We start from the raw sequence: 19,211 nt of genomic DNA on the forward strand, positions 1-19,211 counted from the left end.
CCGGGCGCCGATCTTCCTAGGCTCGGGAGTACCCGACCAGGAGGAACTGGAGATGACGATCACCGAGAGCCGGACGGACCTGCCCGCGCTGGCTACGCAGTACGCGGAGAACGGCTTCGTGCTGGTGAAAGGCCTGCTCAGCAAGCAGGAGGCAGCGTCGTACCGGGAGACCAGCCACCGGCTGCTGGCCCGGCTCAACCGCGACGACGACCCGACCTGGCAGTCCGCGATGGGCATGTCGGAGGGCAAGACCCGGCTGCAGCACCTGCACGACGCGCAGTTCTACGACGCCGCCTTCTCGCGGCTGCTGGTGGACCCGCGGTTCACCGACGTGGCCGCCGCGGTGATGGGTGTTGAGGATGTGCAGCTGCACCACACGAAGCTGTTCGTGAAGCCGCCGGAGAACGGTTCGCCGTTCCCGCTGCACCAGGACTACCCGTTCTTCCCGCACAAGTACCACCGGGTCGGAGCGGCGATCTTCCACTTCGACGACGCGCCTGAGGAGAAGGGCTGCGTGCGGGTTCTGCCAGGGAGCCACCTGGGTGGACCGCGCGAGCACGACCCGTCAGGCAGCTTCCACCTGCCCGAAGTACCGTTCGATGACGCGGTACCGCAGCCCGCCGAGGCCGGGGACGTTCTGTTCTTCACGTACCTGACCGTGCACGGCTCGGGGGTGAACATCAGCGACGAGGCCCGGACCACCTGGCTGGTGCAGTACCGCGATCCGTCCGACCCGCCCACGGTGAAGACCCACGACCACTCGCTCGGTCAAGGCATGATGCTGAGGGGAGTGGACCCGACCGGCAGGAGTGGCGTTTGACCCTCGCTTCGGTAGCTGCAGCGGAGCGGTTCGTCGATCTCGCGGGACTGCTGGAGTCCTGCGAGATCGGCGGCTTCCGTGCGGACTTCGTGAGCTGGGGGCACTACCGCCCGGAGTACTGGCGCAACTACTGGCACAGCCACTCGTTCCACGAGGTCTGCCTCGCCTATGCCGGCGCGGGCCGCTTCAACTCCGGTACGACGCAGTACGACGTCGGCGCGGGTGACGTCTTCCTGGCCCGGCCGGGTGACGTCCATGAGATCGAGTCGAGCCGGTCCGAGCCGCTGGGGATCGCCTTCTGGGGCTTCACCTTCCGGCCGGTGTCGGGCGGCTCCGGCTCAGGGTGGTGGTCGGGCTTGACGCGGTCCGACGGTCCGGTGGTGTCCCGGCGTCTCGGCGGATTGCCGGCTGCGGTAGCCGCGCTCGCGGCCGAGGCTGCTGCCCCTCGGTCGGGCTATCGGGAGTCACTCGCGTCGTTCGGGGCCGCGCTGGTCCTGGACACTGCTCGGGCGTTCGCACAGGACGAGGACCTGTCGGTGGAGCCGATCGTCCGCGATCGGGGTCCTGTCGTGGTCGAGGCGATGCAGCGGCACCTCCTGGACAACTTGGCCCGGCCCGTGACGGTTAGGGAAGTTGCCGCGGCTGTGCACCTGTCGGAGCGTCATGCCGAGCGCCTCTTCCGCCAGGGCACAGGTGCCTCCATGATGTCGACCCTTCGGCGCCTCCGGCTGGAGCTGGCCGCGCAGTTGCTGCTGGATCCCGCAGCGACAGTGACCGAGGTCGCCCGCGCCTGCGGCTACTCCGACGTACGGCCGTTCAGCACGGCTTTCCGCCGTCATCACGGCAAGCCGCCCACGGCCTTCCGCCAGACCGGCGGCACGTCCTTCCTCTGACCGCGCTGGCGTGCCGAAGTACTTCGCCGGTAGCCAGAGAATGTTTCGGCGAATTACGACCAAATTACGAACATTCACTCCGCGCACGGAAAGAGCGGGATTCGGCGGAAAAATCCCTGCAATTGCTTGTGATCAGCCGATTTGTGGGTCTAGCCTCGGTCAAGTTGCGGCTAAACAGGCTATTTATGAACATCCCGCGGATCGATGGAGCAGCGAATGACGGTCAGGCTTGGGTTGGTGGTCCCGGTCGAGTCGCGCACCATCTTCGAGCGTGCCGTGCGGGACGTAGCCGGCGTGCAGGTCAACTGGGCGTTGTACGCGGACGAGGACTCGATCCCGTCCCTGGTGCAGGAGGTCGCCCCCGGCCAGGAGGTGCTGTGCTTCGCAGGACCGCTGCCGCTGGAACGGGCTCGTGCGGTGATCCCGCCGAACGTCTCCGTCGTCGACGTCCGTCCGAGCCGGGTCGATCTCGCGGTGAGCTTCCTGCAGGCGAGGAACTTCGGCATCGACCTGACCCCGGTCAGCATCGACAGTCTGCCGCGAAAGATGGTCGACGACCTGCTGGTCGAACTGGGACTGGACAGCGAGACGGTTGCGGTGATGCCGTTCGACAAGACGGCCTCACCGGACGACATCGTCAGGTTTCATCGCGAGCAGAATGCCCTGTTGGGTACGCGGTATGTGATCACCGGCCGGAACAGCGTCTTCAGACTGCTGGACGGGACTTTCGGGGCTCCGGTGGTGCGGGTGGTGCCGACGGCCGCAACCATCGCCAACACGATTCGCGGTGTGACCCTCGAGGCGCTCTCAGCCCGCAAGGAAGATCTCCGGCTCTGCGCCGCCGTGTTCAAGGCGGTCGCAGCCGGCGACGGGGACGTGGATGCGGCCGGATCGGTGGAGGTGATTCGCAGGATCCTCGCGGAGGACCTCGAGTGGGGCAATGCCTGGATCGAGGCCACTCGGGAATCAGAAGTTCTGGTCCTGGGCCACAAGAAGCTCATGGAGGACAAGACTCAGGGGTGGAGATTCCTCGGCGTCCTGGAGGAGATGAGCGCGAAGACCGAGGCCCGGGTCGTGGCCGGGATCGGTCTGGGCAGTTCGGCCCAGGGCAGCATCGACTGCGCACACCAGGCCCTCGAACTGGCCACCCAGAGGGGTGGGGGATGCGCCTACTTGATCACCGACGCCGGCGAGATCACCGGGCCCATGGTCGACCACGAAACGCGGGCCCCGAACTACCTGTTCAAGTCCGATGACGTCGCTCTGGAAAACATCGTGCAAGCGGTCGGCCTCGGCCTGACCACTGTGACCCGGCTGATCGACCTGGAAAGGCAACTCGGCGGTGCCGCCACCTCGGCGGAAGAGGTCGGCCGGAACCTCAACGTCACGCCGCCGAGCGCACGCAGAATCCTCCGCGTTCTCAGGGGGGCCGGACTCGCACACCCGGTGGGCTCTTCGCAGGCCACCGGACGCGGACGGCCGACGCGGCTCTACCGCATAGACATCGCCCAGATGTTGTACAACCAGGAAGGGCTAAGACGATGACATCCCTGAGAACCAAGCGGATGATCGCGCTGATTTTGAGCGTGGTAGCAGCTGCTGGGTTGAGCGCCTGCTCCGTTGGGCAAGCCTCGGGTGGCGGCTCCTCGAAGAACATCGACTTCTGGACCATCAACCTGAAGGAGGGCTACACCCCGTACATCACCACCTTGATGAAGAACTACGAGACGGCGCACCCCGGCGTCACGATCAACTGGGTCGACATCCCGGATCTGACCCAGGCGCAGACCAGGCTGACCGCCGCGTTGTCCAGCGGCAAATCTCCGGACGTGGTCAATGTGACCCCGTTCATCCTGCCGCAGCTCGCCAAGTCCGGAGCGGTGCTCCCGCTCTCGAAGATCACCGGCGACACCGCGGCGATCGGGTCGAAGTACACCAAGGGGTTCTGGGACGCCGGCGTACTGAACGGCGAGGCCTACGCGATCCCGTACTACGGAAGCGCGAGCGCCCTGCTCTACAACAAGGCCATTTTCCAGAAGGCGGGCCTGAATCCGGCCAAGCCGCCGCAGACCTGGGCGGAGGTCTTCGCAGATTCCAAGATCATCTACGCGAAGACAGGCATCCCCGGATTCGTTCAGACGCTGGACGACTTCGACGATGCCGGCAACCCCGCGGACATCATCGCCAGTCAGGCCGGTGTTCCACTCCTCAATGCCGACGGCACAAAGAGCGTTTTCAACACGCCGACCGCGGTCTCGTACTTCCAGAACTACGTGGACGGCGTGAAGGCGGGCTGGATCAGCAAGACCAGCGTGAACGGCGTGGTCCTCGACGGCGCGGGCGAGTTGGCCAAGGGAAAGGTGGCGATGACCTTCCTGGGTCCCTGGTCGCTGCGATGGACGAAGGCGAACTCCTCGGCCGACGTCTACAAGAACATCGTGCTGGCGCCGCACATCAAGAGTCCCACCGGGTACTCCAACGCGTTCCTCCAGCAGTTCGCGATTCCCTCGGGGTCCAAGAATCCCGCCCAGGCGTTGGATTTCGCCAGGTATGTGAGCGGCACTGTCGTCACGCTCGCGAGCCAGGCGCCTGTTCTGCCCACGCTGACAGCAGACGTGACGAGCCCGAAGTACCTGTCTCTCTTCGGAGCAAAGGTTCTCACCGCGGAACCGATCAAGTTCTTCTGGCCGCAGGATCCGAACGTCGCTCAACTCATCGCAAGCCTGCGCGAAAACATGCAGGCCGCGCTCCTGGGGTCCAAGTCCACACAGCAGGCGCTCGACGACGCTGTCCAAACCTGGGATTCGCTGCTCACCAAATAGGTGTCGCTGCCCGCATGCGTGAGAAGAAGGTCGCGTCTTGTCTGTGAACGTCAGGAACTCTGTGAGGAACGTCAGGAGCTCGGCAGCTCGAAGTCAGTCTCGTTCGGCTTTCCGCCTCCGGCGGGGAGAACGACGGTGGGCCGGCGTGTTCGTGCTACCGGTGGTAGTGATCGTCGGTGTCTTCGTCCTGTATCCGATCGTGGACACGTTCGGCATCAGCTTCACCGACTACTACGGCTTCGGGGCGAAGACCTTCGTGGGCACGGCGAACTATGCGCACCTGGTGACGAAGCCGAATGTGGTCCAGGCGCTGGGGAACTCTGCTCTCATCGCTGTGGTCGTCACTGTCGTTCTCACGGTGCTCCCGCTGCCGATCTCCTACTGGATCCACCGGGGGATTCCACTGCGTCGCTTCTTTCGCGCGGTGTACTACATCCCGGTGGTGCTGCCGATCGTCGTGTCGTCGGTGGCGTGGAAGTTCCTCTTCGATGCGCATGGCCTGCTCAACTACCTGCTGGACCTGGTCGGACTGAAGCCGGTCGGCTGGTTGTCAGATCCGAAGGTCGCGATCTGGTCGATCATGATCGTCATCGTCTGGCGTTCGGTGGGCATCTACATGCTGATCTACCTGGCGAACTTCCTCTACATCTCCGAGGACCTGTTCGAAGCGGCTGCTCTGGACGGCGCGGGAGGGGTGCGGAGCTTCTTCTCGATCGCGGTTCCGATGATGAAACCATCCATTCTGCTGTGCTCCGTGGTTTCGTTCGCCGGCGCGATCAAGGCATTCGACGAGGTCTTCATCATCACCAACGGGGGCCCGGTCGGGTCGACGACGAACGCTTCCTACCTGATCTGGCAGACGGCGTTCAAGTACGGCAGCTTCGGCTCGGCCAGTGCGATGGCGATGGTCCTGCTGGCGATCGTGGTCGTCTTTGCCGGGGGCGTCTTGTTCGTTGCGCGAAGGAGAAGCGAATGAAGCAGGCATTCAGCGTCCCGGGCAGAGTGCTCATTCTGATCTGCCTGTTCGTGGGCAGCGTGGCAGCGTTGTTCCCACTGGTCTGGCTGTTGTCCACGAGCTTGAAGAAGAGCAGCGACGTGTTCGCCGTGCCGCCGCAGTTGATTCCCACCGACCCGACCCTGGCGAATTTCGGATACGTGTGGACGGCAGGTGGTGTGCAGCAGTACTTCCTCAACAGCGTGATCATCGCCGCCGGGACAGTGATCATCAACGTCGGCTGTGCGACGCTCGCCGGCTACGCCTTCTCCCGGCTCCACTTCCCGGGACGGGGAGCACTGTTCGTCGCGGTGGTCGCGACGATGGTCATTCCCTTCCCGTCGATCATGATCTCGCTGTTCGGGATCACGAAGACCGTGGGTCTCTACGGCAGCCTCTTCGGGGTGATGATCCCGTTGGCCGCGGTCAATCTCTGGCTGTCCGTGTACATCATGAAGAACGCCTTCGCCGCACTGCCTCTCGAGCTCCAGGAGGCGGCGTTCATCGACGGCGCCTCCGACGGCCGGGTGTTCTTGAACGTGATGCTGCCACTGGTCAAGGCGCCGATGGCCACTGCCGCCATCTTGGTGTTCACCGTGAGCTGGAGCGACTTCCTCTGGCCGCTCGTCGTGCTGCGCGACCCCAGTTCGTTCCCGATCTCCATCGGCCTTCAGTACTTCATGTCAATGCTCACCGGGAACTGGCACAACATCACCGCCATCGCAATTCTCGCTTCCGTTCCGACGGTGGCCGTCTTCCTGTTGCTGCAAAGGTACTTTTTCGGCGGCACGTTGACCGGTGCCACGAAGGGTTAGAGGTCATGAAGATATCCAGGGTGAGGGCGATCCCCTACCGGGTTCCGTTGCGCTCGACGATGAACTCCGCGCTCGGCGCGATGAGCCAATCGGAGTACGGTCTGGTCCGGTTGGAGACGGACGACGGTCTCGAAGGCCTCGGCGAGATCTCGCTGATCTGGCACGGGGACGGCGCGTCGTTGTGCGACCTCGTCAATGAGGTGGTCGGGCCGGCCGTCGTCGGGTTCGATCTCTTCGACTACAGCCGGATCATGGCGGCGGTCCACGCGTCGTTGAAGTTCGGCCGGCATTCGCTCACGGCGGCCGCGGCGGTCGACATGGCGGTGTTGGATGCCCAGGGCAAATACCTGGGGCAGCCGGTGATGAATCTGCTGGGCGGCGCTGCTGCTGATCGGATCCTGCTGACGATGTCGCTGTCCATCGCCTCACCCGAGGAGGCGGTGGCTGAGGCCCACCGATACCGGGAGTCAGGCTTCCGCGTCGTCAAGGTCAAGGCCGGGCGAGATCACGACCGCACCGTCGCGACCGTGAAAGCGCTCAACGCCGAGTTCGGATCCGACCTCGGCGTTCGAGTCGATCTGAACATGGCTTGTGTAACGGCCAAAGAAGCACTGGGCACCATCCGCCGGTTGGAGGAGTTCGGCGTGCTGTCGGTAGAGCAGCCGTTGGCGCCCGACGACCTCGCCGGGCTGGCCTTCCTGCGTCAGCACACGGTCTTGCCGATCATGGTGGACGAGAGCGTGTGGGGACCGGTCGACGCCCGGGAGGTCATCCTGGCCGGCGCCGCCGACATCATCAACATCTATGTCGCGGAGTCGGGAGGAATCCGGCCCGCCAAGCTGATCGCCGATCTCGCGGAACTCAACCACATCGGAGTCGCGATCGGGAGCATGCCCGAAACCGGCGTGGGCACTGCGGCGGCAGCACACCTCGGATTCTCGATGCCCAAGCTCGAACACCCCAGCGATGTGGCTGGTGTTCTTTACCACGCCGACGACGTCGTGGTCAGCAACCTGGTATTCGACGGCGGATACATCTATCCGCCCACCGCGCCCGGTCTAGGGGTCGCAATAGATGAGGAGAAGCTGAGTGCATTTGCAATCCGTCGCTGAGAGCCCGGAGCAGGACACCGATCCGGGACGCCTGGGGCTCGTCGACAGCAATGTATTCGTCGGCCGCGCGTCAGGTGTCCCCTGGGCACGGAACTTCGAGGTGAGCTCGCGGGACGTGCTCGCGGAGATGAGCAGGGTCGGCGTCGACGGGGCCGTCGCCTACCACGTACTCGCGCGGGAATACTCGCCGCGGCTGGGTAACGGCCTGCTCCTGGACGAGATCGCAGGGCAGCCGGCGCTGGCAGGCGCGTGGATCGTGTTGCCTCATCACACCGGCGAATTCCCTCCTCCTGCCGCGCTCATTCCAGAGATGGCCGCCGCCGGCGTCGTGATGGCACGGATGCATCCGTCCACCGACCCGAGCGCGCATCGGTACCTGCTGGCGGACTGGGTGGTGGGCGAACTACTGGAAGCCCTCGCGGACGCCGGGTTTCCGCTGGCGATCGACTTCTCCCTTTTCCGGCGGGCAGAACCGCCGTGGGAACTTCTCTTCCAGGTGCTCAACACACATCCCTTGCTGAAGGTCCTTCTGATGGACGTTCAGGGGCGGAACAACCGCACGCTGTACCCGTTGCTGGAGCGCTTTCCGAATCTGACCATCCAGACCGCCGGACTCAACGTCCATCGCGGCATCGAGGACGTCGTGAGCCGGTTCGGAGCCGATCGCCTGATCTTCGGCTCCGGCTACCCGCTGAGAAGCATGGGTGCGGCACGGTTCGGGCTCGACACCGCGGAGATCGCCGAGACCGACCGTCGCCTCATCGGAGCGGGAAACTTGACGAGCCTGCTGGGACCGCGAGCCGCCGACAGATTCGGAGCCACACATGCCTAGCGAAACGGTGCCCGGACGGCACCGCCCACCTCTCGTCATCGATGCTCATGTGCATATCGGTCCGTTCCGGAACTTCCATATTCCGGATAACGGCATCGAGGGTGTGGTGGCGGCGATGGACAGTCTGGGCGTCGACGTCTCGGTGATGTCCGCACACGCCTCGATCTCCGCCGACTACACCATCGGCAACGACATCGTCATCGATGCGGCAACGCGATTTCCGAGCCGGATCCTGGGCTATTGTGCGGTGAATCCGAACTATGCCGACTCGATGGCAGACGAGCTTGAACGCTGCTTCGAGCACGCTGCCTTCCGGGGGATCAAGCTTCATCCCGAACTGCACGGGAACCATGCGCTCGATTCCCGCCAGTACTCGGCCGTGTGGGAGTTCGCCTCACGGCGTCGGCTTCCGGTCCTGTCGCACAGCTTCTTCGCCGGCGACGGCCTGGACGTGTTCGCCCGGATCGCCGAGAGCTATCCGGACGTGCAGCTGATCCTCGGTCACGCCGGTCAGGATTTCGGGATCGACAGCGTCATCGATCTGGCCGCCGGACACGAGAACATCTGGCTCGATCTGTGTGGACCGCTCAGCCTCGACGGTGCCGTGGAGAAGTTGGTGCACGCACTGGGCCCGGGCCGGATCCTGTTCGGGAGCGACCTGCCGTTCTGCGACGGGGCGCTTCAGTTGGGGACGCTCTTGTACTCGAGGCTTGATCCCTCGCAGGTAGAGGCGATCGCAGGCAAGAACGCTCTGGGGCTGTTCGGTGAGGCCGCCGCATGAGGATTCTGTTGGAGGAGTACCGCTCGACCGAACTGGCGTCCATGGCCGAGTCCAGCACGCTGATCATTCCGGTCGGCTCGACCGAGCAGCACGGCCCGCATCTCCCCGTCGCCACGGACGCCGTGATGGCACAGTATGTCGCCCGGGCTGCCGCGGCGAAGGTAACAACGGGCGACACCCCGGTGCTGGTCGCGCCGACGCTGAACTTCGGGGCCTCCGACCATCATCTTCCCCGGGCCGGAACGATCTCCGTCACCGGTGGGGTCTACCTCGCATTCCTGAACGAGATGCTCGCTTCAGCGGCGAAGGGCGGTTTTCGCCGGATGGTCATCCTGAACGGCCATGGCGGAAACGAGGACGTCGCGCGCCAGGCGTCTCGCGACACGGCCGTCGAACACCCGGTCATGGTCGCTGCCGCGGCCTACTGGACCATGGCTTGGCCGCGACTTGTCGAGATCTGCACGACCCACGGTCTCGGCGGGCTTCCGGGCCACGCAGGCGCGTTCGAGACATCCCTCATGCAGCACCTGGTGCCCGAGCTCGTCGACCTGACCGCACTACGGGGATCCGACGCCGCGGACAGCACGCCGTCGGATCATCCGCTGGCAGTGCCGTCCATCGAGACCCACGGTTGGATCGCAGAGATCGACGGCTACAGCAATGGTGCTCGGGCAGCCTCCGCGGCCGCCGGCGCCGAAGCGCTGTCCACCATCGTGGCGGCGACAGCCGCGTTCTTGGAGAACTTCTCCAAGCGGGAGCTTCCACCCTTGGTCGTCCGTTCCGGTCGCAACATCCGGACAAATCAATGAAAGCGGAGTGAACTCAGTTGTTGAGCAGCGACTACTACCTCGACAAGACCGCCCTGGTGACAGGCGGCGCCCGGGGCATCGGACGTGCGATCGTCAAGAGGTTCCTGTCGGAAGGTGTCCGGGTTGTCGTCTGTGACATCAATCCGGACGGCATGGACGATCTGCTGGCCGATGAATCGATCGACAGCGCGATGGTCCTTCCAGTCGTCGGCGACATCCGACATGCGGGGGAGGTCCTTGATCAGGTGGCCGCCGCGGGGTGGCGCATCGACTACCTGGTCAACAACGCCGCACTCTCGCCGCGAATCCCGAGTTCAGAGCTCGCCCGCGACGTGCTCAACGACGTCCTCGACGTGAACGTCTCGAGCGCCTTCGAGCTGTCACGAATGCTGGTGGAGCGGTCCGAGTTGTCCGCCGGCGGGCTCGTGATCGTGAACATCTCCTCGGTGAACGCGTGGCTCGGCATCCCGGAGATGGCCCACTACAACGCGTCGAAGGCCGCTCTCCTGTCGATCACCCGGACGCTGGCGGTCGAATGGGCACCGCGGGGAGTCCGGGTCAACGCCGTCTGTCCGGGGTCGACGTGGACAGAGTCGTGGGAAGAAGGCGGGTGGGGCGAGGAGGACCGCGCCCGCTTCGCGTCCAAGAATCCGCTCGGCAGATTCGCCACCCCGGACGAGATCGCGGGCACTGTGCTCTTCCTGACCGGTCCCGATGCGGGCTTCATCACCGGGCACGGACTGGTCGTCGACGGCGGCCTCACTGCTTCGGTCTAGCCGTGGAGCCGCCGACGCCGCTGAACACGACCATCTTCCTCATGCCGGTCGACCTGGTTGGCGAGGGCGTCGACGAGGTGGTGGCCAGGAGCAGGGATGCACTCGGCGTGGGCGCCGTGGCCTTGGCGGTGCTTTACCACGCCTCCAGAGACCTCCTGCCACACAACCCGCAGTACAGGGTTCACCAGTCGGCCGGCGGCGCGTGCTTCCGGGTCGAACCCGCGCTCTTCTCGGCTGAGGTCCCCCCACCAGCGATCATTCCGGTGGCGCATGGGCGAGACCTGCTTGCGGAGCTCTGTGTGTCAGCGGGGAAGCGGGGGATGCCCGTAGACGCGTGGGTGGTCTACCTGCATGAGGATGCTTCTCAGCTGTCCGATCTCGAAGGGTGCGTTGTCAACGCGTTTGGTGACCGCTATCCGCGTCTACGGTGCCCTTCCTCGCCGAGAACCAGGCGGTATGCGCGCGCTGTGACCGAGAACGTCGCCCGGTATCCGATTCGTTCGATCCTGGCGGAGGGCCTTCATTGGTACCCGTTCGAGCACGGTGACCACCATGAGCGGACGGAACTGGCGGCTACGCCTCGCTCGGCACACCTTCTGAGCCTGTGTTTCTGCGCATCGTGCGAAGCAGCGGCGGCAGCGCACGGGCTGGATGCACGTCGGGTTGCCGAGCGGTGCCGAAACGAGATCGACGCTGAGATCAGTGGGCTGGCAGGTCTCCTCGGCGGCGTGCTGTCGGACGAGGGGTTGCTCGAGGCGTATCTGGACCTGCGGACTCGCGCTGTGTCAACGCTGGTGGCCGAGTGTGCCGACATCGCCGCCGCCCATCGGAAGCAGTTCGTTTTCATCGATCTCTCCGCCGGTCGCGCCGGATGGAGCGATGGCAACTCCTCCGGCCCGTTAGGCGTCGACGCGGCGCCGGAGTTGGGGATCGACGTGGCTTCCGTGGCTCGTACCGTGCCGATCGCCGTCGCCATCTACACGGCGGACCCGGCCAGGGTGAGCCTCGAACTGAGCGCGTACCGCGAGGTCGTCGGCTCCGGCGATCTGCGGGTGATTCTGAGGCCCATGCCGCCCGATGTGCGGTCGGATCACGAACTGCCGGAGAAGCTGAACCGAATTCGCGAAAAAGGTGTCAGCGACGTCGCCTTCTACCAGTACGGTCTGGCCCGGCGGGTCGACCTGGCGCGGATCCCGCTCGCCCTGGCCGCCGGGGCGTGAACCCGGTCACGCGGGAGTGGCGTGATGCGCTAATCTGGTGATATGCGAGTGACCCTGCTCCTTGGTTAGCCGTACTGGCAACCAGGCGCCCTCTGCGCCGGTCAGTACGGCGTCCCCTCCTGCGCGAGGGGCTTTTTCATGTGTGCAGAGTCTTTTCTGGCAGGGTTCACACCACATCCCGAGAACGCAGGAGTACGACGGTGAGCGAGCAGGTGGAGAACGAGGCGGACGCCCCGATCGACCGGGGCGGCTATGACTTCAATGCCCTGCAGGCCAAGTGGCGGCCGGTGTGGGAGAAGCTCGACCCGTTCAAGGCCCGCGACGACGGGTCGGCCGAGCGCCGCTACGCGCTGACGATGTTCTCCTACCCGTCCGGCGACCTGCACATGGGACACGGCGAGGTCTTCGCGCTGCACGACGTGCTGGCGCGGTACTGGTTCCAGCAGGGCTACGACGTGATGAACCCGATCGGCTGGGATTCGTTCGGGCTGCCGGCCGAGAACGCCGCGATCAAGCGCAACGAGCACCCCGCCACGTACACCTACGCCAACATCGAGACCCAGGCGGAGTCGATCCGGCGGTACGCCATGAGCTTCGACTGGTCGCGTCGCCTGCACACGTCCGACCCGGAGTACTACCGGTGGACGCAGTGGCTGTTCCTGCGCTTCTACGAGCGTGGCCTGGCCTACCGCAAGGCGTCGTACGTGAACTGGTGCCCGAACGACCAGACCGTGCTGGCCAACGAGCAGGTCGTGCAGGGCCGCTGCGAGCGGTGCGGGTTCGAGGTCACCAAGCGCGAGCTGACCCAGTGGTACTTCAAGACCACCGACTACGCGCAGCGGCTGCTGGACGACATGAGCCTGCTGGAGTGGCCCGAAGAGATCCTGCTGCAGCAGCGCAACTGGATCGGCCGGTCCGAGGGCGCCTTCACTGACTTCGTCGTGGAAGGCCGCGACGAGCCGATCAAGGTCTTCACCACCCGTCCGGACACGCTGTTCGGCGCCACCTTCATGGTGGTCGCGCCGGACTCCAAGCTGGCCGAGGAACTGGTCACGCCCGAGCAGCGGGCCGCCTTCGACGAATACCTGACCGCGGTGAACGCCTCGACCGAGATCGAGCGGCTGAGCACCGAGCGGGACAAGACCGGCGTCTTCCTGGGCTCGTACGCGATCAACCCGGTCAACGGCGAGCGGATCCCGATCTGGGCGGCCGACTACGTGCTGGCCGACTACGGCACCGGCGCGATCATGGCCGTGCCGGGCCAGGATTCCCGGGACTGGGAGTTCGCGGAGAAGTTCGGCCTGCCGATCGTGCGCACGGTGCAGCCGGAGGAGGGCTTCGAGGGCAAGGCCTACACCGGCGACGGACCGGCCATCAACAGCGCGAACGACGAGATCAGCCTGAACGGTCTGCCGATCGACGAGGCCAAGGCGAAGATCATCGACTGGCTGCAGGACAAGCACCTGGGCGAGCGGACGATCAACTATCGGCTGCGCGACTGGCTGCTGAGCCGCCAGCGGTACTGGGGTGCCCCGATCCCGATCATCCACTGCCCGGTCGATGGCGAAGTGCCGGTGCCCGACGACCAGTTGCCGGTTGAGCTGCCCGACCTGCGGGGCGCCGCTCTCGCTCCCCGGGGTGTCTCGCCCCTGGCCTCCGCCCGCGAGTGGGTCGAGGTGACCTGTCCGAAGTGTGGCGGTCCCGCCGAGCGTGACACCGACACGATGGACACCTTCGTCGACTCGTCGTGGTACTTCCTGCGCTACACCTCGCCGGAGTACACCGAGGGCCCGTTCGATCCCGAGGCCGCCCGCCGCTGGATGCCGGCGTACCAGTACGTCGGTGGCAAGGAGCACGCGGTTCTGCATCTGCTGTACGCGCGGTTCTTCACCAAGGTGCTGCACGACCTGGGCATGCTGGACGCCGTCGAGCCCTTCACCCGGCTGCTGAACCAGGGCCAGGTGATCAACGAGGGCAAGGCGATGAGCAAGTCGCTGGGCAACGGGGTCAACCTGGGTGAGCAGCTGGACGCCTTCGGCGTGGACGCGATCCGGCTGACGATGGTCTTCGCCGGTCCGCCGGACGACGACATCGACTGGGCCGACCTGTCCCCGGGCGGCTCGCTGAGGTTCCTGCAGCGCGCCTGGCGGCTGAGCGGGAACGTGGAGGCCCCGGTCGGCAGCGACCCGTCGACCGGTGACCTGGCGCTGCGCAAGATCACCCACCGCACGGTGGCCGACGCGTCCGAGCTGCTGGACTCGTACCGGTTCAACGTGATGGTTGCCCGGGTGATGGAGCTGGTGAACGCCACTCGCAAGGCGATCGACTCCGGGCCGGGCGCTGCCGACCCGGCGGTTCGCGAGGCGGTCGAGACCGTGGCGATCCTGCTGAGCCTGGTCGCGCCGTACACGGCCGAGGACATGTGGGAGAACCTGGGCCACGAGCCGACGGTCGCCAAGGCCGGCTGGCCGAAGGTCGACCCGGCTCTGCTGGTTCAGGACTCGGTCACCTGCGTGGTCCAGATCGCCGGCAAGGTGAAGGAGCGCCTGGAGGTGTCCCCGGACATCACCGAGGCCGACCTGGAGCAGTTGGCCCTGGCGTCCGAGGCGGTCCGGACTGCCTTGGACGGTCGTGGCATCCGCAAGGTCATCGTCCGCGCGCCGAAACTGGTCAACATCGTCCCGGCCTGAGACGCTGCCCTATGCGTTCCGAGCTGATCGACGTGGGGACCGGTAGCCGCGAGGTTGTTTTCGATCTGACGAGCAAGTGTGAGCAGTTCGTCGCCGCTGAGGCCCATCAGGCCCAGGGCGACGGACTGCTGCACCTGTTCGTGCCGCACGCGACGGCAGGGATCGCGATCCTGGAGACGGGAGCGGGCAGCGATACGGACCTGCTCGCCGTGCTCGAGGAGCTGTTGCCGCGAGACTTCCACTGGCAGCACCGGCACGGTTCTCCGGGTCACGGGCGCGATCACGTCCTGCCCGCGCTGATCCCGCCGTACGCGAGTCTGCCGGTGATCGGGGGGCGGCTGATGCTCGGCACCTGGCAGTCGATCTGCCTGGTCGACACGAACGTGGACAACCCGCAGCGGCACGTCCGGCTTTCCTGGCTGCCCAGCTGAGGATTTCCGGTATACCGCATTCAGTGCACGTCGAGTTGACTGGTCAAGCGGTAAAAGGACTACCCGGTAACAATGATTTCCGCATTTTGGTGACTTATCGCGATGTTGGCGATCGTGTTACGTATGCGAAACACCACTCCGCTTGAATCTTCGCATGGCAGCCCTCGATATCCTCCGTGAGCATTGGCTCGGTCTCGGCACCGACCTCCTGGTCCGTGCGACCCGGAGTATCTGCGACGGCAGCCTGTTGAACGCGGATTCCGGCCGCGCCGACACGCGCGCCCGGATCGAGGACTGGGCCGGCGTGCTCGTCCTTTATGACCCCGCGGTCCTGCAGCCCCGCGATTTCGAGCCCGGCAATGAGCCGCAGCAGGTGCGCTTCAGCGCCTGAGATCGGGCATTCTCTCGCGCACGGCAATTCAGCTCCGAGCCTCCAAGGTGCTACGAAATTCAACCGTTCATCCCTGGTCGGCGACTGGGCCGGCTCGTGCTTCGGTCACGGGGTGCGTACGGCATCCATGGCTCTGTCACGCTATGTTGTGCGGGGACGTGTGAGGCTCTGAAGGGGTGACGGGCTTTGTCGGACGCGGATGGCCGGGCTCAGGGACGGCGCGGGTTTGCCGATCTCCTGCTCGACCTGAGGGTCCAGGCGGGGCTTTCCCAGGAGGAACTGGCCGAGCGGGCCGGGCTGAGCGTTCGCACCATCCGTGAGCTCGAGGCCGGCCGCGTCGCCCGCCCGCGGAAGGATTCCGTCCGGCTTCTCTCCGAAGGTCTCGGCCTGCGCGACGGCGATGCCGGCAGGTTCCTCGCGGCCGCCGGACATGCGGCAGTCCGGCCGGTGATCGCCATGGCCGACCCCGCGCCGACCGGCTTGCGCTGGCGCGGGACGAGGCCCATCCCTGACGGACTGGTCGGGCGTGAGCCGGAACTGCTGGAGCTGGAGCAATTGCTGCGGCAGAACAGGCTCGTGACCCTGGTCGGGCCCGGCGGCGTCGGGAAGACGGAGCTCGCCCTGGCCGCGGCTGACCGCTTCTCAGGAGCAGAGACGACTGTCGTGGTCGTGGACCTGACCACGGTCCAGCGCGACGCCGCAGTATCGTCTGCGATCCTCGACGCCTTCGGGACTGCTCCCGGTACGTCGGACCTCGACGACCTGCTCTCCGGCCGGAAGCCCGGCGACTTGGTGATAGTGGAGGACAACGCCGAGCACGTCCTCGACGGCGTAGCCACCGTGGCCAACAGGATGGTGCGCAGCTTCCCGGGCGTCGGCGTACTCGTCACGTCCCGGATCCCCCTCGGCCTGCCGGACGAAGTCGTACGCCGTGTGCAAGTGCTCGGCGTACCGGAGAACGACAGAGACCTTGAGGTGATCGCGGCCAGCCCGGCGGTCGAGATGTTCTGCAGGCGAGCCGCGCGGGTCCGCCCGGACTTCAAGCTGACGCCGGAGAACGCGACCACGGTGGCTCGGCTCTGCCAGCGGCTGGACGGGTTGCCACTCGCGTTGGAACTGGCCGCCGCCCGGGCAGGGTCGCTGACGGTGGAGACGATCTTGGCCGCTCTAGATGACCGGTTCCGGTTGCTGTCGGGGCCACGCCGGTTCGGGGCGCCGCACCAGCGCACGCTCGCGGACACCATTGCCTGGAGTGTCGACGCACTTTCCGATCCGGCTCGGCAGCTGCTGTACCGGGCGTCGATGCTTGGGTCGCCGTTCACGCTGGATGCCGTGGTCGGTGTGTGCACGGGTGTGCCGATCGACGCCGCTGATGTGCCGATGTTGCTGGCCGAGCTGGTGGACAAGTCGCTGTTGCAGCCGGTGCTGGAGTTCGAGCAGCTGTACGGCGCGCGGTACAAGATGCTGGAGACGATCCGCGAGCACGCGTACGCCGGGCTGTCCTCGCAGGGGGACGACCTGACCGAGTTCCGCGATCGGACCGTCGCCTGGTGCTCGAAGTACGTGGAGGGGCTGGACGGGGCGTGGTCCAGCCCGGACCGGGACCGCCGGTACCGCGCGGCCAACGCGAACTCGGCGACCTTCGAGGTGGCCCTGGAGCGAGCGGCAGAGCTCGGCAGGTGGGACACGGCGGCGCAGATCGTGCTCGGGTTCCGCATCGCCTGGCAGTACCAGGCGAGCGTCGCGCAGAGCGGGATCCGCTGGGCGAGTGAGTCCGCGGAGAACGTAGAGGACAAGGAGACCAGCGGCAGGCTGCTAGCCATCGCCGGGCGGCTCTCCAGCCTCACCGGTGACGTCCGGGCCGCCCGCAGGTACTACGGCGACGCCCGCAACCTGGTGCCACCCGAGTCGGAGATGGGCCTGATGGCTCGGGGTGGCTGGGTCTCGTCCGGCTCGCTGCTCTTGGACACGTTGAGCCTGGCGGAGATTCCGACGCTGGTGGCCGATGCGCGCAGGCACGGCGATGTTCAGCGCTCTGCGACAGTGCAGGCGATCTGCGGCCTCGCCCTGGCCCGCTGGGGACGCCTGCCCGAGGCGAAGGAGTTGCTGCTCGCCTGGGAGGCCGCGCTGGCCAATCCGGGCGTCTACCCCGACGAGATCGCCTACATGGCGCTCAGCCGGGTGGAGTTGGAGCTCGGCGACCTCGAGGAGGCCCGCCGTTGGGCGGAGTTGGCCCGAGACAGCCAGGCCTCCGACGACCCGGAGCGAACCAAGGTGGCCGGCTGCCTGGCGATGGTCGAGTTCCAGGCCGGCAAGTACGACCGGGCCCGGGCGCTGCTGGATGAGGCCGACGCCGACATCCGCGGTCATCGGGGCTACTTCGACTACCTGGTGATGCTCTACCGGAGCCGCTTGGCCCGGCAAGCCGGCGACCTGGAGCAGGCCCGGCTGTCCGTCCGCGATGCCGTGAACCGCCTGCTGCTCGAGGGGCGCGTCGTGTACCTGCTGGACGTGCTGCCCGAGGCTGTGGCGGTGCTGCACGCTCTGGGTCAGGGTGAGGAAGCTGACCGGCTCTGCGGGCAGCTCCTCGCCTGGCAGCAGACGATGGATCCCCCTATGCTCCCCACGGCGTGGGCGGTCCTGCAGGATTCCTGCGACGGCGCCCAGCCGGCCGCCGGCTGGCCCGAGCCCGATCCGGCGGAGTCAGTCCGCCGGCTCGCGGACGACGTACTGGCTGCCCTTTCCTGACGCCGATCTTCCGAAGCTGCCGGGCAACTGCCGGGTTTTCTGCCTCGTCCTGACCTAGCGGCCGGAACCAGAATTACAGCCGTAGGACAGGTTCCACGAGACAGAGATCCGATGCCGGGTTCGGGCATCACGGGCAGGGAATGGGGGCGGTGGTCGTGCAGCATGCCCGATGCACCGGACTGCCGGAATCACTTCGAACCCGGAGCAGGCGACGCGGAGGACATCCGACGGCTGGACGGTGGGGGCGCCGAACGGCTGTCGAGATCTCCGGAGTGCTGCGACGTGCGGATCTGTCCTACCTGAACCGGGTGCCGTGTTCCGTCAGGGCATCGGACCCGGGGTGGGGCCCCAGTTGCGGTTTGGCACACGACACAGGGGACGAGTGCCGGCCCGGTCGATACGGGACAGCCGTGCAGGTTCGCTCACTGCCGGTGGGTCGGCCACTGGGGCCTCCCGGGGGAGCAAGTAGCTCAGTGAGCTGACGCCGAGGGGGAGTCGGCTACCGGCGAGGTGGAGGCCACCGGAGGGGTTGGCCGCCACCTCGCCGCGTCCTATCCCTTGCCTGCCAGTACTGCGGTCTTGTCGAAGGCGTAGCCGACCATCCAGCTGGGCCGGAGTCGGCAGTAGACGATCTCCTCGCCCCAGCTCGACGGGGAACTGCCGTAGTGGCTGGTGAGGTGCTCCTCGATCTCCGCGAAATCCGGGTGGTTCTCGTCGAGGAACTCGACCTGCCCGTGGCTGAACACGCCGATGCGCTCGCCGTCGACGTACGAGATGCTCGCGGCCGGTCTGGCGCGCAGGTGGCGCGCCTTGGCCGCAGTACCGGAGGTTGTGAACACCCAGCGCCCGTGCAGGAAGTGGCCGTCGACAGCGCTGATCCGGGGCTCACCGCCGGCGGTCACGGTAGCCAGATTGAGGGTGCGCATGCCGGTGAGAACCTTCGTCAGGTCCTGTGCGTCCAGCTTCCGCGCGCCGGTGATGATGTTGCGCAGATGCTCTGTCGAGCGGTCGTAGGCGGCGTCCAGCAGCCGCTGCAGTTCGGTGACTTCATCGCTGGTCTCCTTCATTCTCCGCAGT

General features: G+C 66.2%; 17 protein-coding genes. 16 read left to right on the plus strand and 1 reads right to left on the minus strand.

Annotation, left to right across the window (positions count from 1 at the left end; all coding sequences use genetic code 11):
- The first annotated feature begins 52 nt into the window (after window positions 1–52).
- The 16 genes from ABD210_RS06435 to ABD210_RS06510 all read left to right on the plus strand — a co-directional run bounded on the left by ABD210_RS06435 (window position 53) and on the right by ABD210_RS06510 (window position 18,134).
- A complete protein-coding gene (locus ABD210_RS06435) occupies window positions 53–820 on the plus strand; it encodes a phytanoyl-CoA dioxygenase family protein (protein ID WP_344109840.1) in 768 nt (255 codons plus the stop codon).
- Window positions 817–1,713, plus strand: a complete 897-nt coding sequence (locus ABD210_RS06440) for a helix-turn-helix domain-containing protein (protein ID WP_344109841.1) — start codon at window positions 817–819, stop codon at window positions 1,711–1,713. Before ABD210_RS06435 ends, ABD210_RS06440 begins: the two co-directional genes overlap by 4 nt.
- Window positions 1,714–1,929: 216 nt before the next feature.
- Window positions 1,930–3,258: a helix-turn-helix domain-containing protein gene (locus ABD210_RS06445; protein ID WP_344109842.1), complete on the plus strand. Its 1,329-nt coding sequence runs from the start codon at window positions 1,930–1,932 to the stop codon at window positions 3,256–3,258.
- Window positions 3,255–4,535 (plus strand): ABC transporter substrate-binding protein, encoded by a 1,281-nt coding sequence (locus ABD210_RS06450; RefSeq protein WP_344109843.1) that lies wholly within the window; start codon window positions 3,255–3,257, stop codon window positions 4,533–4,535. The genes ABD210_RS06445 and ABD210_RS06450 overlap by 4 nt, the downstream gene beginning before the upstream one ends.
- Window positions 4,536–4,680: 145 nt before the next feature.
- Window positions 4,681–5,511 carry a carbohydrate ABC transporter permease gene (locus ABD210_RS06455; protein WP_344109844.1) on the plus strand — a complete coding sequence of 277 codons (831 nt, stop codon included), beginning with the start codon at window positions 4,681–4,683 and terminating at the stop codon, window positions 5,509–5,511.
- Window positions 5,508–6,344 carry a carbohydrate ABC transporter permease gene (locus ABD210_RS06460; protein WP_344109846.1) on the plus strand — a complete coding sequence of 279 codons (837 nt, stop codon included), beginning with the start codon at window positions 5,508–5,510 and terminating at the stop codon, window positions 6,342–6,344. The genes ABD210_RS06455 and ABD210_RS06460 overlap by 4 nt, the downstream gene beginning before the upstream one ends.
- 5 nt (window positions 6,345–6,349) lie before the next feature.
- Window positions 6,350–7,456, plus strand: a complete 1,107-nt coding sequence (locus ABD210_RS06465) for a mandelate racemase/muconate lactonizing enzyme family protein (RefSeq protein ID WP_344109848.1) — start codon at window positions 6,350–6,352, stop codon at window positions 7,454–7,456.
- Entirely contained in the window at window positions 7,434–8,288 is an 855-nt protein-coding gene (locus ABD210_RS06470; protein ID WP_344109850.1) for an amidohydrolase family protein, read from the plus strand. Before ABD210_RS06465 ends, ABD210_RS06470 begins: the two co-directional genes overlap by 23 nt.
- Window positions 8,281–9,069 (plus strand): amidohydrolase family protein, encoded by a 789-nt coding sequence (locus ABD210_RS06475; protein ID WP_344109851.1) that lies wholly within the window; start codon window positions 8,281–8,283, stop codon window positions 9,067–9,069. The genes ABD210_RS06470 and ABD210_RS06475 overlap by 8 nt, the downstream gene beginning before the upstream one ends.
- Entirely contained in the window at window positions 9,066–9,878 is an 813-nt protein-coding gene (locus tag ABD210_RS06480; RefSeq protein WP_344109852.1) for a creatininase family protein, read from the plus strand. The genes ABD210_RS06475 and ABD210_RS06480 overlap by 4 nt, the downstream gene beginning before the upstream one ends.
- Before the next feature lie 20 nt (window positions 9,879–9,898).
- On the plus strand, window positions 9,899–10,654 hold the full coding sequence (locus ABD210_RS06485) for an SDR family NAD(P)-dependent oxidoreductase (protein WP_344109854.1): 756 nt from the start codon (window positions 9,899–9,901) through the stop codon (window positions 10,652–10,654).
- 2 nt (window positions 10,655–10,656) lie between these two features.
- Window positions 10,657–11,874: a hypothetical protein gene (locus ABD210_RS06490; RefSeq protein WP_344109855.1), complete on the plus strand. Its 1,218-nt coding sequence runs from the start codon at window positions 10,657–10,659 to the stop codon at window positions 11,872–11,874.
- A 200-nt stretch (window positions 11,875–12,074) separates the two neighbouring features.
- Window positions 12,075–14,564 (plus strand): leucine--tRNA ligase, encoded by a 2,490-nt coding sequence (gene leuS / locus ABD210_RS06495; RefSeq protein ID WP_344109856.1) that lies wholly within the window; start codon window positions 12,075–12,077, stop codon window positions 14,562–14,564.
- A gap of 11 nt (window positions 14,565–14,575) precedes the next feature.
- On the plus strand, window positions 14,576–14,995 hold the full coding sequence (locus ABD210_RS06500; protein ID WP_344109857.1) for a YjbQ family protein: 420 nt from the start codon (window positions 14,576–14,578) through the stop codon (window positions 14,993–14,995).
- 154 nt (window positions 14,996–15,149) lie between these two features.
- On the plus strand, window positions 15,150–15,386 hold the full coding sequence (locus ABD210_RS06505) for a hypothetical protein (RefSeq protein WP_344109858.1): 237 nt from the start codon (window positions 15,150–15,152) through the stop codon (window positions 15,384–15,386).
- Window positions 15,387–15,572: 186 nt separating this feature from the next.
- Window positions 15,573–18,134, plus strand: a complete 2,562-nt coding sequence (locus tag ABD210_RS06510) for an ATP-binding protein (protein WP_344109859.1) — start codon at window positions 15,573–15,575, stop codon at window positions 18,132–18,134.
- A gap of 551 nt (window positions 18,135–18,685) precedes the next feature.
- On the opposite strand, the gene ABD210_RS06515 is transcribed toward ABD210_RS06510, so the two are convergent.
- Window positions 18,686–19,201 carry a pyridoxamine 5'-phosphate oxidase family protein gene (locus ABD210_RS06515; protein ID WP_344109860.1) on the minus strand — a complete coding sequence of 172 codons (516 nt, stop codon included), beginning with the start codon at window positions 19,199–19,201 and terminating at the stop codon, window positions 18,686–18,688.
- Window positions 19,202–19,211: the final 10 nt, after the last annotated feature.

This window comes from Kribbella alba (assembly GCF_039529635.1).
GTDB classification, from domain to species: domain Bacteria; phylum Actinomycetota; class Actinomycetes; order Propionibacteriales; family Kribbellaceae; genus Kribbella; species Kribbella alba.

Excerpts from the sequence above, each read along its gene's own strand:
- ABD210_RS06500 (WP_344109857.1), top strand. The coding sequence starts at position 14,576 with ATGCGTTCCGAGCTGATCGACGTGGGGACCGGTAGCCGCGAGGTTGTT.
- ABD210_RS06515 (WP_344109860.1), bottom strand. The coding sequence starts at position 19,201 with ATGAAGGAGACCAGCGATGAAGTCACCGAACTGCAGCGGCTGCTGGAC.
- ABD210_RS06460 (WP_344109846.1), top strand. The coding sequence starts at position 5,508 with ATGAAGCAGGCATTCAGCGTCCCGGGCAGAGTGCTCATTCTGATCTGC.
- ABD210_RS06475 (WP_344109851.1), top strand. The coding sequence starts at position 8,281 with ATGCCTAGCGAAACGGTGCCCGGACGGCACCGCCCACCTCTCGTCATC.
- ABD210_RS06505 (WP_344109858.1), top strand. The coding sequence starts at position 15,150 with ATGGCAGCCCTCGATATCCTCCGTGAGCATTGGCTCGGTCTCGGCACC.
- ABD210_RS06450 (WP_344109843.1), top strand. The coding sequence starts at position 3,255 with ATGACATCCCTGAGAACCAAGCGGATGATCGCGCTGATTTTGAGCGTG.
- ABD210_RS06435 (WP_344109840.1), top strand. The coding sequence starts at position 53 with ATGACGATCACCGAGAGCCGGACGGACCTGCCCGCGCTGGCTACGCAG.
- ABD210_RS06445 (WP_344109842.1), top strand. The coding sequence starts at position 1,930 with ATGACGGTCAGGCTTGGGTTGGTGGTCCCGGTCGAGTCGCGCACCATC.
- ABD210_RS06480 (WP_344109852.1), top strand. The coding sequence starts at position 9,066 with ATGAGGATTCTGTTGGAGGAGTACCGCTCGACCGAACTGGCGTCCATG.
- ABD210_RS06465 (WP_344109848.1), top strand. The coding sequence starts at position 6,350 with ATGAAGATATCCAGGGTGAGGGCGATCCCCTACCGGGTTCCGTTGCGC.